Origin of the sequence: Enterobacter sp. BWH64, from assembly GCF_001037645.1 — a bacterium.
GTDB classification, from domain to species: Bacteria; Pseudomonadota; Gammaproteobacteria; order Enterobacterales; family Enterobacteriaceae; genus Enterobacter; species Enterobacter hormaechei_C.
In genome coordinates, this window is record NZ_KQ089922.1 from 4,082,914 (window position 1) to 4,096,101 (window position 13,188).

Here is a 13,188-nt window from a genome sequence, read left to right on the forward strand (position 1 = left end):
AAGCGAGGTAAGAATGTCTGTTTTTCCACAAGGATTTTTATGGGGCGGCGCGCTTGCCGCCAACCAGAGTGAAGGGGCTTACCGTGAAGGCGGCAAAGGACTGACGACGGTCGATATGATCCCCCACGGCGCAAACCGTCTGGCGGTAAAAGTCGGCAAGGAAAAACGGTTTTCGTTGCGGGACGACGAATTCTACCCGAGCCACGAGGCGATTGATTTTTACCATCGCTACAAAGAAGACATCGCCCTGATGGCGGAGATGGGCTTTACGGTGTTCCGCACCTCGATTGCCTGGAGCCGCCTCTACCCGAACGGCGACGAACCGCTGCCGAATCAGGAAGGCATTGCCTTCTACCGCGCGGTGTTCGAGGAGTGCAAAAAGTACAACATCGAGCCGCTGGTCACGCTCTGCCACTTCGACGTGCCGATGCACCTGGTGACGGAGTACGGCTCCTGGCGCAACCGCAAAATGGTGGATTTCTTCGCCCGCTACGCCCGCACCTGCTTTGAAGCGTTTAACGGGCTGGTGAAATACTGGCTGACCTTCAACGAAATCAACATCATGCTGCACAGCCCGTTCTCCGGCGCGGGGCTGGTGTTTGAGGAAGGGGAAAACGAAGATCAGGTGAAATACCAGGCCGCGCACCACGAGCTGGTGGCGAGCGCGCTGGCGACCAAAATTGCCCACGAGGTGAACCCGGAAAACCAGGTCGGCTGCATGCTGGCGGGCGGCAATTTCTACCCGTACTCCTGCAAGCCGGAAGACGTGTGGATGGCGCTGGAGAAAGACCGCGAGAACCTGTTCTTTATCGACGTGCAGGCGCGCGGCAGCTATCCGGCCTACTCCGCCCGCGTGTTCCGCGAGAAAGGCGTGGTGATTGTGAAAGACCCGGGCGACGATGAACTGCTGAAAAACACCGTCGATTTTGTCTCGTTCAGCTATTACGCCTCGCGCTGCGCGTCGGCGGACATGAACGCGAGCAACACCAGCGCGGCGAACATCGTGAAGTCCCTGCGTAACCCACACATTCAGGTGAGCGAGTGGGGCTGGGGTATCGACCCGCTCGGCCTGCGCATCACCATGAACATGATGTACGACCGCTACCAGAAGCCGCTGTTCCTGGTGGAAAACGGCCTCGGGGCGAAGGACGTTATTGATGAAAACGGCGAGATCAACGACGACTACCGCATCAGCTACCTGCGCGAGCATATCCGCGCGATGGGCGACGCGATTGAGGACGGCGTACCGCTGCTGGGCTACACCACCTGGGGCTGCATTGATCTGGTATCGGCCTCAACGGGGGAAATGAGCAAGCGCTACGGGTTTGTGTACGTCGACCGGGACGACGCCGGAAACGGCACGCTGGACCGCAAGCGCAAGAAATCGTTCTGGTGGTATAAGAAGGTGATTGCGAGTAACGGGGGGGATCTGGCGTAGCCTGTTGCCCTCACCCCAGCCCTCTCCCACAGGGAGAGGGAGATGGGTTTGGTAGGCAGGGTAAGGCGAAGGCGCCACCCGGCACTGCTCAGAGCTGAGGAAATCCTCCATCCCCAACCCACCCGGTAAGCCGTGAATACACCACGTCCACCGCCTCTTTCACCGGCGGCGTCATCGGATAATAAAACCCGACGATGTCCGGCTGAATGCCCAGAAACAGCACCTCGCCCACGTCGTCTTTAATCTGATCCACCAGATAGTTGAGAGGCATGTTGTGGGTGGTCATCATAAACATCTCGGCGATGTCGTCCGGGTCAATCAGGCGGATCTCGCCGGGGTTGAGCCCCATATCGGTGGCATCGACGATTAACAGCCTGTCCGGGCGCAGTTCACGAATGGCCACCACGTCGTTTTCCGGCGCGCTGCCGCCGTCAATCACCACCCAACTGCCCGGCGGGTTCGCAGCGCACTTTTCCGCCAGCAGCGGGCCCGCGCCGTCGTCGCCCATCATGCTGTTGCCGACACACAGTAAAACGTCAGTCACGTAATCTCCTCACCATCAGGTAGATGGCGCTCTCCTGATGAATATCGTGCAGCATGCCGAGCAGCGTTTTGCTCCACGCCTGCTGCGCCGGGGTTTGTACGCTCAGCGCCGCGTCAAAGGCGTTAGCGAGCATCGTGATGTGGTTGGCGTCGATCACAATCTCGCCGTACTTCGGCACGCCCTCCATCTTGCGCCGCGCCGCGCTGCCCTCCTCCAGCGTGGCGATCCACGCCAGGTATTCCGGCCACGGGCAGCTCAGCGCCGTTTCAAGGCAGTCGATCACCCCGAGGTGGTGCCCAATCGCCAGGCTGTAATAGACCACCTGCTGCGCCGCATCCGGCGTGGCATCGTTCTCATCAATAAACTTACGGCTCAGCTGGCTGAACACCACCGTTTCACTCATCGGATACGCGCCTCATCCACAATGCTGTTCAGGTTCGCCACGATCTCATTGAGACGCGGATCGTTCTCGGCCTCCAGCCAGCGCGCTACCTGATGGTCGCCCTGGCCCAGCAGACGCAGGTAATCGTCGGCAATCTGGCGTCCGTAGCGGTAGCCCGCCAGCCTGCGCGCCGTGCGGTCGATCTTCACCCGCAGCGGCTGCACCATATCCGGGTGCAGGAGAGTGGCTGGCTGGTTGTCCAGCTCGCCCGGCTCACGAGCGTGGATCTTCTGCTCCAGCAGGCCGAGCGCCATGGCAAAACCGTACAGCGTGGCGGCGGGCGTCGGCGGGCAGCCCGGAATGTAGACGTCCACCGGCACGATTTTGTCGGTGCCGCCCCAGACGCAGTAAAGATCGTGGAAGATGCCGCCGCTGTTGCCGCAGGCGCCGTAGGAGATACAGATTTTCGGATCCGGCGCAGACTGCCAGGCGCGCAGCGCAGGCGAACGCATCGCGCGGGTGACCGCGCCGGTGAACAGCAGGATATCCGCATGGCGCGGGGACGGCACCACTTTGATGCCGAAGCGCTCGGCGTCAAACAGCGGTGACAGCGTGGCGAAGATCTCAATCTCGCAGCCGTTGCAGCCGCCGCAGTCCACGCGGTAGACGTAGGCCGAGCGTTTGATTTTTTTCAGCAGCGACGCCTTCATGCTGGCGATGGATTCGTCCACCGTCATCGGCACAGGAATGCCGTTAGCATCGCGCGGGCCCAGTAGGTTTTCCATCAGCTGGCCTCTCTCATATGGCGGGTGATATCAATACGGTCGGACGGCAGCAGGCACTTCTGACGCTTGCACTCCGGGCAGGTTTCGAAGTTTTCGCGGTGATGCTCCGCGCGGACGTCGCCGTTGTGCTTCAGCAGCGCGATGGCGTAGTCGATCTCTTTTTGCACGGCGAACGGACGCTTGCAGACGCGGCAGTTGCACAGCGCAAAGCGCGACTGCTGGAGGAAGTCCTCTTTTTTCCACACCGCCAGCTCGTACTCCTGAGACAGGCGAATGGCCACCGTCGGGCAGACCTCCTCGCAGCGGCCGCAGAAGATGCAGCGCCCGAGGTTAAACTGCCAGGCCAGCTCGCCGGTTTTCAGGTCCGTTTCCACCGTTAAGGCATTCGACGGGCAGGCGTTGACGCAGGCCGCGCAGCCGATGCACTGCTGCGGATTGTGCTCCGGCTTGCCGCGAAAGTTTTTATCCACCGGCATCGGCTCCAGCGGATAGCTGCTGGTCTGCGTGCCGGTTTTGATCACTTTTTTGATAAAGGTAAACATGGCGAGTCCTTATTTCAGCGGCGAGTTTTTACGCTCAATGCTGTAGCGCTCAAGCTCTTTGTACGGCACCACCTGGCTTTTCTTCTTGCGCACGTCCACGACGGTCATGCGGTCGGTGCAGGAGTAGCACGGGTCGAGGCTGCCGATGATCAGCGGCGCGTCAGAGACCGTATTGCCGCGCAGCATGTAGCGCAGGGTTGGCCAGTTGGCGTAGGTCGCCGCGCGGCAGCGCCAGCGGTAGAGCTTCTGGTTGTCGCCGGTCATGCTCCAGTGGATGTCGTCCCCGCGCGGCGCTTCGGCAAAGCCGAGGGCAAAGCGGTTTGGAATGTAGGTGAAGCCTTCCACCATCAGCGGGCCGCCCGGCAGATTATCGAGGCCGTAGTCGATCATGTTCAGCGCGGTGAATACCTCGTTGATGCGCACCTTCAGACGGGAGATGACGTCGCAGCCCTGCTCGCTGTGCACGGTCATCGGCAGCAGGCCGTAGCCGACGAACGGGTGATCGGCGCGGGTATCGCGGGCGTGGCCGCTGGCGCGCACCATCGGGCCGACGTTGCTGAAGTCGCGGGCGATTTCCGGGTCAAGACGACCAATCCCGACGGTGCGCTGCTCAATGTTTGGCGTGCTGAGCAGCATGTCCACCAGCTCCTGCACGTCCCGCCGCATCTGCTGCGCCAGCTGGCGGGTCTGGATCATGTCGTCTTTCAGCAGGTCGCGGCGGATCCCGCCGATCAGGTTCAGGCCGTAGGTTTTACGCGCCCCGGTAAGGATCTCCGCCATCTTCATCGACGCCTCGCGCACGCGGAAGAACTGCATAAACCCGGAGTCAAAGCCGACGAAGTGGCAGGCCAGGCCGAGGTTGAGCAGGTGCGAGTGCAGGCGCTCCACCTCCAGCAGAATGGCGCGGATCATCTGCGCGCGTTCCGGCACCACGATCCCCATGCCGTTTTCCACCGAGGTGGTGTAGGCGGTGCTGTGGGCAAAGCCGCAGATGCCGCACACGCGGTCAGAGAGGAACGTGACTTCGTTGTAGCCCATGCGGGTCTCCGCCAGCTTCTCCATGCCGCGGTGGACGTAGAACAGGCGGTAGTCGGCGTCGATAATGTTCTCGCCGTCGACGAACAGGCGGAAGTGGCCCGGTTCGTCGGAGGTAACGTGCAGCGGGCCAATCGGCACCACGTTATTCTTCTTGCTGCCCAGCTCGTTGATGAACTCGTAGGTTTCGCTGTCGGTGGTCGGGGCCGGGCGCTGGCGATAGTCCATGCTGTCCTTGCGCAGCGGATAGAGTTCATCCGGCCAGTCGTCCGGCAGCACCAGGCGACGCTCGTCAGGCAGGCCAACCGGCACCAGACCATACATGTCGCGCACTTCGCGCTCGCCCCAGACGGCGGCAGGCACGCGCGGCGTGACGGAGGGGTATTCCGGTTTAGCCGGATCGACCTCTACGCGCACGGTGAGCCAGCACTTCTCCCCCTGCTCCATCGACATCACGTAGTACACCGCATAGTTGCCACACAGCTGACGCTCGTCGTTGCCGAACAGCACTGACAGCCAGCCGCCCTGCTGGTAATAGAGAAACTCCACCACTTCCGGCAGATAGTTCACCTTAATGGTGACGGTGATCTGGTCTTTGGTTTGCCAGGACTCCTCCAGCACCACGCCCGGGAAAGCCTGATGCAACGCGGCGAGATACTGCTGACCTTTCTTTTCTTCAGACATAAACACTCTCTTTAATCACGCCACCAGCAAGGAGACGAACGCTAAAAATGCAAAACCAAAACCGGCCCAGGTGATGCGTGACGTTTCAACAAAACGCAGGCGCGCCATGCTGTTTTCAAACAGGGCAATCACCAGCACGCCGATAAGCAGCTTGAGCACAGCCACCACCACGGCCAGCAGCAGGCCGCCCGCAGAGAAGTGCGTCATCTGCCCCCACGGGAAGAAAACGCCGACGAACATCTGCAACACCACCAGCTGCTTGAGGCTGATGCCCCACTTCAGCACCGCAAAGCCGTAGCCGCTGTATTCGGTGAGCGGCCCCTCCTGTAATTCCTGCTCCGCTTCCGCGAGATCGAACGGCAACTTGCCCATCTCGATAAAGGTGGCGAACGCGCAGGCGCAGAGCGCCAGCACCAGCGGGAGAGAACGTGAAACCGGCCAGTGGTAAACGGTGTCGGTGATAAAACTGATATGGGTCGAGCCTGCAACCTGTGCGGCAACCCACAGCCCCAGCAGCAGAATTGGCTCAACCAGCACGCCGAGCATCGCCTCGCGGCTGGCGCCGATACCCGTAAACGGGCTGCCGGTATCCAGACCCGCAATCGCAAAGAAGAAACGCGCGATGGCGAAGAGGTAGATCAGCGTAATCAGATCGCCCAGCACCGGCAGCGGCGAGCCCACCGTCACTACCGGCAGCGCGGTGGCGATGGTCAGCATCACGCCCACCATCACAAACGGCGTCAGGCGGAACACCCAGCCTGCGGCGTCCGGCGCGACGCTCTGACGGGAAAGCAGTTTGAAGAGATCGCGGTACTCCTGGAGCACGCCAGGCCCGCGACGGTTGTGCAGCCGGGCGCGCGCCACGCGCGTGATGCCCGACAGCAGCGGCGCGGCGGCGAACAGCACCAGCGCCTGAAGAATTGCCAGTAACAGACTCATGTCAGGCTCCTCGTGAAATGACAATCACCACCAGCACCGCCAGCTCGATCAGCGCCAGGCGGCGGAACAGCACGGGCACGGCGGCACCCTGCCAGCCCGGCACCCAGCCCACCGGGTTCAGCCAATGGCGCAGCTTCAGCACGGCGGCGAAGTTCTCCTTCACCGGCATAGCGAAACCGTGGGCGGTGATGACCATCGACTGCTCATGTTCGTAGCCGCAGGCCCACGCCGCGCCGCGCGAGCGGGAGGCGAGACGGTCGCGTCTGAAGAACAGCATCAGCACGAACGGCAGGAGCGGCGCGGCAATCAGCAGCAGCGCCATCATCGGCTGGGAAACGACGGTATGCGCCGTGACCAGCGGCAGCGGAATGGCGTGGCCCAGCAGCGGCAGCAACCACGGCGCGGCGACGCCGCCCGCGATGCAGCACAGCGCCAGTGCGACCACGCTTACGCCCATCAGTAGCGGTGCGCAGCAGGCGTTTTCCGCTTCGCGGGTGCGCGGCGCGCCCAGGAAGGTGACGCCGTAAACCTTCGCCATACACATCACCGCCAGCGCGCCGGTGATCGCCAGGCCCACCGCCAGCAGCGGGCCGAGTAAACGCCCGATAAACGCCTCGCTCTGGCCGAGGGCGAAGAAGGACTGATAAATCACCCACTCGCCGGCAAAGCCGTTCAGCGGCGGCAGCGCAGCCATCGCCATCAGCCCGACCAGCATCGCCAGCGAAATGACGGGCATTTTTTTGCCAATCCCGCCGAGCTTTTCAATATCGCGGTGCCCGGTGCGGAACCAGACGCTGCCCGCACCGAGGAACAGGGTGCTTTTAAACAGACTGTGGTTGATAAGGTGATACAGACCGCCAATAAACCCGGCGGCAATCAGCGCCGGCTGGTTGAGCGCCAGCCCGGTGACGCCCGCGCCCATGCCGAGCAGGATAATCCCGATGTTCTCCAGGGTGTGGTACGCCAGCAGACGCTGGATGTTGTGCTCCATCAGCGCGTACAGCCCGCCGACGAACGCGGTGATCATCCCTGCAATCAGCAGCGCCACGCCCCACCACAGCGGCGGCTGACCGCCCGTCAGGGTTATCATCAGGATGCCGAACAGACCGACCTTCATCACCACGGTGGAGAACAGCGCAGCGGCCGGGGCTGAGGCATTGGCATGCGCCTGCGGCACCCAGCCGTGCAGCGGGATTATCCCGGCCAGCAGGCCAAAACCAACTACGCCCAACGTCCAGACGTCGTTGCCCAGCGGCTGGCCGTTAAGCATGGCAAAATCCAGCGTGCCGAAACGCTGCCACACCAGCCAGCAGGCCAGCGCCAGCAGCAGCGTGCCGAGACGTCCGAGCGCAAACCACAGCTTGCCGGAGGCGCTGCATCCGGTCAGGAACACGCCGCACAGGGCCATGATTTCTGCCATCACCACCAGCGCGCCGAGGTTGCTGGCGATAACGGTACAGACCGCGGCGGCCATCAACAGGTTAACCAGCAGGCCGTTGGCTTTGGTGTGCTGATGTCGGTGCCAGTCGATATTAAACAGGCTGATAAACAGTCCGCACAGGCCAAAGGTTATCAGCCAGATGGCGTTCAGCGGCGTAAGCTCAACGGCGTGGTGAATCAGCGGGATGAGGGTGTCAACAGACTGGCCGTCGATCAGGACAACCCCGCCCGCCGCCAGCGTCATCAGGCTGCCGACCGCCCCGCCGATACCGGCGATCACGCCGCTCAGCGTTTTATGGAAGGAGAGAAGCAGCGCCAGGACAGCGGCGGCGGCAAACCAGGCCACACCGCTGGTCATCATAACTATCGCGTTCATTTCGCCCCCTCGTTAAGCGCCCGCAGCAGCGAAAGATCGCCGACGTCGGTATTGATGGTCAGCTCGCGCTTGCGTTTGCTGGTGCGAGCGATGTCGCGGATGTTGACCAGGACCAGCGCCCGGGTCGGGCAGGTCCGCACGCAGGCCGGACCCTGCTCATCGAAGCTGCACAGATCGCACTTCACCGCAACGGCGCGAATGCCCGGCACCCAGTCCAGCAGCGTACTCACGCGTGCCGGAGCCGGTGGCGCAGGCGGCGCTTTCGCAGTATTAGCATTCGCCGGAATATGCAGCGGACGGCTGCCTGAAAACTCAATGGCGCCGAACGGACAGGCGATGCCGCACAGCTTGCAGCTCACGCACAGGCTTTCGTTCAGCTGTACCGCGCCGTCAACGCGGGTGATGGCATTGACAGGACAGACGCCCGCGCACGGGGCGTCTTCACAGTGGTGACAGAGCTGCGGGGCAGACTCTTTCTCATTACGCATGACGCGCAGGCGCGGCATGGACTGTAGCCCGTGCAGGCGGTGCGTTTCCGAACACGCCGCCTCACAGGTCCGACAGCCAATACAGACCGTCGAGTCAGCAATTACAAAACGGTTCACCGGGTCATCCTCTGGTGATGGTCATTTTTGACGAAAAAAAACTGTCTTATCGACACTTCTCGACACTCGTTTTTCAGGCCACGTTCGCGGAGGATTTTCCGTCGATCAGCTGTTTCAGGTTGACTGGCCGATCGTGCTCAACGGCGGCGTAGAGGCCGTTATAAACCGGCGCGATTTTCTCCAGATAGTGCTCCAGCACCTGCTGGCGATCGCGGTTGCTGACGTGACCGTCCACCATACCGTCCGCCATCAGCTGCGCCCGGGCGATGCAGTGCCTGTCGCCCTCTTTCGTCTCGACGTAGTACTCAATCGTGTGGCTGTTGAAGGTCTCCGCCAGGGTGACGTAAATCGTAAAGTGACCGAACAGAACAAAACGCATATCCCCCTGCGCCGCACAGCTCATGGCGTGATGCAGATGGGCCTTCGACAGCGTGATCCCCTGGATCAGTGAATTGCAGTACAGGTGCCATTGCTCCTGGAGCTGCTGATGACGTTGCGCGATGTAATCCGCTTTTTCGCTAATTTCCCAAATAGTCATAAAAGGTATCCGGTTAATGGAGTTAGCGGCTGTTAAGCAGATTTCGTGCCAGTTTTTAATCTGTTGATTTAAATGGATTTTAAAGAGATGTGCACTGTCACCGCCGCAGTGTCGACGTGTCATTTCGACAGCGTTGACATCGTCACGCCGTAACGCAAATCAAGCTGGCACCGTTATTGCATTGAATGGGCAATTCATTAAGGAGGCGTCATGCACGAAATCACCCTCTGCCAGCGGGCACTGGAACTTATCGAACAGCAGGCAGTGCAAAACCACGCGAAACGCGTCACCGGCGTCTGGCTGAAGGTCGGGGCGTTTTCCTGCGTCGAGACCAGCGCCCTCACCTTCTGTTTTGAGCTGGTGTGCCGCGGCACGCTGGCGGAAGGGTGCGCGCTGCATATCGACGAGCAGCAGGCGGAGTGCTGGTGCGAGCAGTGTCAGCAGTACGTCACGCTGCTGTCATCGAAGGTACAGCGCTGTCCGCAGTGCCAGAGCAGCGGGCTGCGCATCGTGGCGGATGACGGTATGCAGATCCAACGCCTCGAAATCGAGAAGGAGTAATGTATGTGTAGTACCTGCGGTTGCGCTGAAGGCAACCTGTATATAGAAGGGGATGAACACCGTCCCCACTCCGCGTTTCGCTCCGCGCCCTTTTCTCCTGCCCCGCGTCCCGCGGCGGCCCTGACCGGCATCACCTTTGCCCCGCAGCGTTCCGACGCGGGCGACCTCCATTACGGCCATGGCGAAGCGGGTACGCACGCGCCGGGCATCAGCCAGCGCCAGATGCTGGAGGTGGAGATCAACGTGCTGGACAAGAATAACCAGCTCGCCGCCCGCAATCGCGCCCGCTTTGCCGCGCGCGAACAGCTGGTGCTGAACCTGGTCTCCAGCCCCGGCTCCGGTAAAACCACGCTGCTGACCGAAACCCTTAAACGTCTGAACGAACACGTCTCCTGCGCCGTAATCGAAGGCGACCAGCAAACGGTAAACGACGCCGCGCGCATCCGCGAAACCGGTACGCCTGCGATTCAGGTCAACACCGGGAAAGGGTGCCACCTGGACGCGCAGATGATTGCCGACGCCGCCCCGCGCCTGCCGCTGGCGGATAACGGTATCCTGTTTATTGAAAACGTCGGCAACCTGGTCTGCCCGGCAAGCTTCGACCTCGGCGAGCGGCATAAAGTGGCGGTGCTCTCCGTGACCGAAGGGGAAGACAAGCCGCTGAAATATCCGCATATGTTTGCCGCCGCCTCCCTCATGCTGCTGAACAAGGTCGACCTGCTGCCGTACCTGAATTTCGACGTGGATAAGTGCCTGGCTTACGCCCGGGAAGTGAACCCGGACATTGAGATCCTGCTGGTTTCCGCCACGCGCGGCGACGGGATGGACGCCTGGCTGAACTGGCTGGAGAACGAACGATGTGCATAGGCGTCCCCGGACAAATTCATTCCATCGACGGCAATCAGGCCAAAGTGGAAGTCTGCGGCATCCTGCGCGATGTCGACCTGACGCTGGTAGGCAGCCACGATGAGACCGGCGCAACGCGTCTCGGCCAGTGGGTGCTGGTCCATGTGGGTTTTGCCATGAGCGTGATTAATGAGGAAGAAGCCCGCGACACGCTGGATGCGCTACAGAATATGTTTGACGTCGAACCGGACGTGGGCGCCCTGTTGTATGGGGAGGAACGTTAACACATGCGTTACGTTGATGAATATCGCGCGCCTAAGCAGGTGTTGCAGCTTATCGATCGCCTGAAGACCCGCGCCTCGCTGCTGGACTACACGAAAGAAAAACCGCTGCGGATCATGGAGGTGTGCGGCGGACACACCCACGCCATCTTTAAATTTGGCCTCGACCAGCTGCTGCCGGAGAACATCGAGTTTATCCACGGCCCCGGCTGCCCGGTGTGCGTGCTGCCGATGGGGCGCATCGACAGCTGTATCGACATCGCCAGCCGCCCCGGTGTGATTTTTTGCACCTTTGGCGACGCCATGCGTGTTCCGGGAAAAAATGGCTCGCTGCTCCAGGCGAAGGCGCGCGGCGCGGACGTGCGGATCGTCTACTCACCGATGGATGCCCTGACGCTGGCGATGGCTAATCCTGAGCGTAAGGTCGTCTTTTTCGGGCTGGGTTTTGAAACCACCATGCCCGCCACCGCCATTACCCTCCAGCAGGCGAAAGCCCGCAACGTCACAAACTTTTACTTTTTCTGCCAGCACATCACGCTTATTCCCACGCTGCGCAGCCTGCTTGAAGCGCCGGATAACGGTATCGACGCGTTTCTGGCGCCGGGCCACGTCAGCATGGTGATCGGCACAGAAGCCTACGGTTTTATCGCTGAACAGTACAATCGTCCGTTAGTGGTGGCTGGTTTCGAGCCACTTGATCTACTGCAAGGCGTGACCATGCTGGTTGAGCAGAAAATAGCGGCCCTGAGTGCGGTGGAAAATCAGTATCGTCGCGTGGTGCCCGATGCAGGTAACAGACGGGCACAGCAGGCCATAGCCGACGTGTTTAGCGTCGAAGGCGACAGCGAGTGGCGCGGACTGGGGCTGATTGCCGAATCCGGCGTGCACCTGACGCCCACGTATCGCGCCTTCGACGCCGAAGCGCATTTCCGCCCGCAGCCGCAGCAGGTGTGCGACGATCCCCGCGCCCGCTGTGGCGACGTACTCACCGGCAAATGCAAACCTCATCACTGCCCGTTATTTGGCAACGCCTGTAACCCGCAAACCGCGTTTGGCGCGCTGATGGTCTCTTCCGAAGGGGCATGCGCCGCGTGGTATCACTATCGCAACCAGGAGTGTGAAGCATGAACACGGTGGAAATGGCGCACGGAAGCGGTGGACAGGCGATGCAGCAGCTGATTAACCGGCTGTTTATGGAAGCCTTTAATAACCCCTGGCTCGCCGAGCAGGAAGATCAGGCGCGTATTGACCTCGCGGCCCTGACCGCCCACGGTGACAGGCTGGCGTTCTCTACCGACAGCTACGTGATTGACCCGCTGTTCTTCCCGGGAGGCGATATCGGCAAGCTCGCCGTCTGCGGCACGGCAAACGACGTGGCCGTCAGCGGCGCGATCCCCCGCTACCTCTCCTGCGGGTTTATCCTCGAAGAAGGGTTACCAATGGAGACGCTCACGGCGGTGGTCAACAGCATGGCGCACACCGCCCGCGAGGCGGGGATCGCCATCGTCACCGGGGATACCAAGGTGGTGCAGCGCGGCGCGGCGGATAAGCTCTTCATAAACACCGCCGGGATGGGGGCGATCCCTGCCGACATTCACTGGGGCGCGCAGCAGCTTTGCGCAGGCGACGTGCTGATTGTCAGCGGCACGCTGGGCTGCCACGGGGCAACCATCCTGAACCTGCGCGAAGGCCTGGGGCTGGATGGCGAGCTGCGCAGTGACTGCGCGGTACTCACGCCGCTGATCCAGACGCTGCGCGACATGCCGGGCGTAAAAGCCCTGCGCGACGCCACGCGGGGCGGCGTGAATGCCGTGGTGCACGAGTTCGCGGCAAGCTGCGGCTGCGGGATTGAGCTGACCGAGCGCGGCCTGCCCGTTAAGCCCGCCGTGCGCGGGCTGTGCGAGCTACTAGGTCTAGACCCGCTTAACTTTGCCAATGAGGGCAAGCTGGTGATCGGCGTGGAACGCGCGGCGGCGGAAGCCGTACTTGCACAGCTGCGCACGCATCCTTTAGGGAAAGACGCGGCCATCATCGGCGACGTGGTTGAGCGCAAAGGGGTGCGCCTGACCGGGCTTTACGGCGTGAAGCACACGCTGGATCTGCCGCACGCTGAACCGTTACCCCGAATTTGCTAGACCGCGCCAAAAGCGGTCAGCGCTGAATTTCTCTTTTTGCCAGTTTCTATTGGAAAG

The 13,188-nt window shown here is 61.5% G+C and carries 15 protein-coding genes; 6 read left to right on the forward strand and 9 right to left on the reverse strand.

From position 1 onward, the window contains the following. Window positions 1-13: 13 nt before the first annotated feature. Window positions 14-1,438, forward strand: a complete 1,425-nt coding sequence (locus SK50_RS19415) for a 6-phospho-beta-glucosidase (RefSeq protein WP_023304313.1) — start codon at window positions 14-16, stop codon at window positions 1,436-1,438. A gap of 88 nt (window positions 1,439-1,526) precedes the next feature. Here SK50_RS19415 and hycI read toward each other — a convergent pair whose 3' ends face one another. From hycI to hycA, 9 genes are all read right to left on the reverse strand, one after another. Further along, window positions 1,527-1,982, reverse strand: coding sequence for a hydrogenase maturation peptidase HycI (hycI, locus tag SK50_RS19420; protein ID WP_023304314.1), 456 nt, complete (start codon window positions 1,980-1,982; stop codon window positions 1,527-1,529). Beyond that, window positions 1,975-2,385 (reverse strand): formate hydrogenlyase maturation HycH family protein, encoded by a 411-nt coding sequence (locus SK50_RS19425; RefSeq protein WP_023304315.1) that lies wholly within the window; start codon window positions 2,383-2,385, stop codon window positions 1,975-1,977. Before SK50_RS19425 ends, hycI begins: the two co-directional genes overlap by 8 nt. After that, window positions 2,382-3,149 carry an NADH-quinone oxidoreductase subunit B family protein gene (locus SK50_RS19430; protein ID WP_023304316.1) on the reverse strand — a complete coding sequence of 256 codons (768 nt, stop codon included), beginning with the start codon at window positions 3,147-3,149 and terminating at the stop codon, window positions 2,382-2,384. Before SK50_RS19430 ends, SK50_RS19425 begins: the two co-directional genes overlap by 4 nt. Then, window positions 3,149-3,691, reverse strand: coding sequence for a formate hydrogenlyase complex iron-sulfur subunit (locus tag SK50_RS19435; RefSeq protein ID WP_023295328.1), 543 nt, complete (start codon window positions 3,689-3,691; stop codon window positions 3,149-3,151). The genes SK50_RS19430 and SK50_RS19435 overlap by 1 nt, the downstream gene beginning before the upstream one ends. A 9-nt stretch (window positions 3,692-3,700) precedes the next feature. Next, window positions 3,701-5,410 (reverse strand): formate hydrogenlyase subunit HycE, encoded by a 1,710-nt coding sequence (gene hycE / locus SK50_RS19440; protein ID WP_015571690.1) that lies wholly within the window; start codon window positions 5,408-5,410, stop codon window positions 3,701-3,703. A gap of 15 nt (window positions 5,411-5,425) precedes the next feature. Further along, window positions 5,426-6,349 (reverse strand): respiratory chain complex I subunit 1 family protein, encoded by a 924-nt coding sequence (locus SK50_RS19445; protein ID WP_017382801.1) that lies wholly within the window; start codon window positions 6,347-6,349, stop codon window positions 5,426-5,428. Between the two features lies 1 nt (window position 6,350). Continuing rightward, window positions 6,351-8,165: a formate hydrogenlyase subunit 3 gene (gene hycC / locus SK50_RS19450; protein ID WP_023304318.1), complete on the reverse strand. Its 1,815-nt coding sequence runs from the start codon at window positions 8,163-8,165 to the stop codon at window positions 6,351-6,353. Further along, window positions 8,162-8,770: a 4Fe-4S dicluster domain-containing protein gene (locus tag SK50_RS19455; RefSeq protein ID WP_017382803.1), complete on the reverse strand. Its 609-nt coding sequence runs from the start codon at window positions 8,768-8,770 to the stop codon at window positions 8,162-8,164. Before SK50_RS19455 ends, hycC begins: the two co-directional genes overlap by 4 nt. A 73-nt stretch (window positions 8,771-8,843) precedes the next feature. Further along, window positions 8,844-9,308 carry a formate hydrogenlyase regulator HycA gene (hycA, locus tag SK50_RS19460; RefSeq protein WP_017382804.1) on the reverse strand — a complete coding sequence of 155 codons (465 nt, stop codon included), beginning with the start codon at window positions 9,306-9,308 and terminating at the stop codon, window positions 8,844-8,846. A gap of 210 nt (window positions 9,309-9,518) precedes the next feature. On the opposite strand from hycA, the gene hypA reads away from it, so the two are divergent. Genes hypA through hypE form a run of 5 tightly spaced genes read left to right on the forward strand, consistent with a single transcriptional unit; the run spans window position 9,519 to window position 13,131 of the window. Continuing rightward, window positions 9,519-9,869: a hydrogenase maturation nickel metallochaperone HypA gene (gene hypA, locus SK50_RS19465; protein ID WP_017692771.1), complete on the forward strand. Its 351-nt coding sequence runs from the start codon at window positions 9,519-9,521 to the stop codon at window positions 9,867-9,869. Window positions 9,870-9,872: 3 nt separating this feature from the next. Then, window positions 9,873-10,736 carry a hydrogenase nickel incorporation protein HypB gene (gene hypB, locus SK50_RS19470; protein WP_032671926.1) on the forward strand — a complete coding sequence of 288 codons (864 nt, stop codon included), beginning with the start codon at window positions 9,873-9,875 and terminating at the stop codon, window positions 10,734-10,736. Further along, a complete protein-coding gene (locus SK50_RS19475; protein WP_045141992.1) occupies window positions 10,727-10,999 on the forward strand; it encodes a HypC/HybG/HupF family hydrogenase formation chaperone in 273 nt (90 codons plus the stop codon). The genes hypB and SK50_RS19475 overlap by 10 nt, the downstream gene beginning before the upstream one ends. Before the next feature lie 3 nt (window positions 11,000-11,002). Then, entirely contained in the window at window positions 11,003-12,124 is a 1,122-nt protein-coding gene (gene hypD / locus SK50_RS19480) for a hydrogenase formation protein HypD (protein WP_045344500.1), read from the forward strand. Continuing rightward, window positions 12,121-13,131, forward strand: coding sequence for a hydrogenase expression/formation protein HypE (hypE, locus tag SK50_RS19485; RefSeq protein WP_045344499.1), 1,011 nt, complete (start codon window positions 12,121-12,123; stop codon window positions 13,129-13,131). The genes hypD and hypE overlap by 4 nt, the downstream gene beginning before the upstream one ends. Window positions 13,132-13,188: the final 57 nt, after the last annotated feature.

Excerpts from the sequence above, each read along its gene's own strand:
- hypA (WP_017692771.1), top strand. The coding sequence starts at position 9,519 with ATGCACGAAATCACCCTCTGCCAGCGGGCACTGGAACTTATCGAACAG.
- hypE (WP_045344499.1), top strand. The coding sequence starts at position 12,121 with ATGAACACGGTGGAAATGGCGCACGGAAGCGGTGGACAGGCGATGCAG.
- SK50_RS19435 (WP_023295328.1), bottom strand. The coding sequence starts at position 3,691 with ATGTTTACCTTTATCAAAAAAGTGATCAAAACCGGCACGCAGACCAGC.
- hycA (WP_017382804.1), bottom strand. The coding sequence starts at position 9,308 with ATGACTATTTGGGAAATTAGCGAAAAAGCGGATTACATCGCGCAACGT.
- hycC (WP_023304318.1), bottom strand. The coding sequence starts at position 8,165 with ATGAACGCGATAGTTATGATGACCAGCGGTGTGGCCTGGTTTGCCGCC.
- hypB (WP_032671926.1), top strand. The coding sequence starts at position 9,873 with ATGTGTAGTACCTGCGGTTGCGCTGAAGGCAACCTGTATATAGAAGGG.
- hycE (WP_015571690.1), bottom strand. The coding sequence starts at position 5,410 with ATGTCTGAAGAAAAGAAAGGTCAGCAGTATCTCGCCGCGTTGCATCAG.
- SK50_RS19445 (WP_017382801.1), bottom strand. The coding sequence starts at position 6,349 with ATGAGTCTGTTACTGGCAATTCTTCAGGCGCTGGTGCTGTTCGCCGCC.
- SK50_RS19475 (WP_045141992.1), top strand. The coding sequence starts at position 10,727 with ATGTGCATAGGCGTCCCCGGACAAATTCATTCCATCGACGGCAATCAG.
- hypD (WP_045344500.1), top strand. The coding sequence starts at position 11,003 with ATGCGTTACGTTGATGAATATCGCGCGCCTAAGCAGGTGTTGCAGCTT.
- SK50_RS19430 (WP_023304316.1), bottom strand. The coding sequence starts at position 3,149 with ATGGAAAACCTACTGGGCCCGCGCGATGCTAACGGCATTCCTGTGCCG.
- SK50_RS19415 (WP_023304313.1), top strand. The coding sequence starts at position 14 with ATGTCTGTTTTTCCACAAGGATTTTTATGGGGCGGCGCGCTTGCCGCC.
- SK50_RS19425 (WP_023304315.1), bottom strand. The coding sequence starts at position 2,385 with ATGAGTGAAACGGTGGTGTTCAGCCAGCTGAGCCGTAAGTTTATTGAT.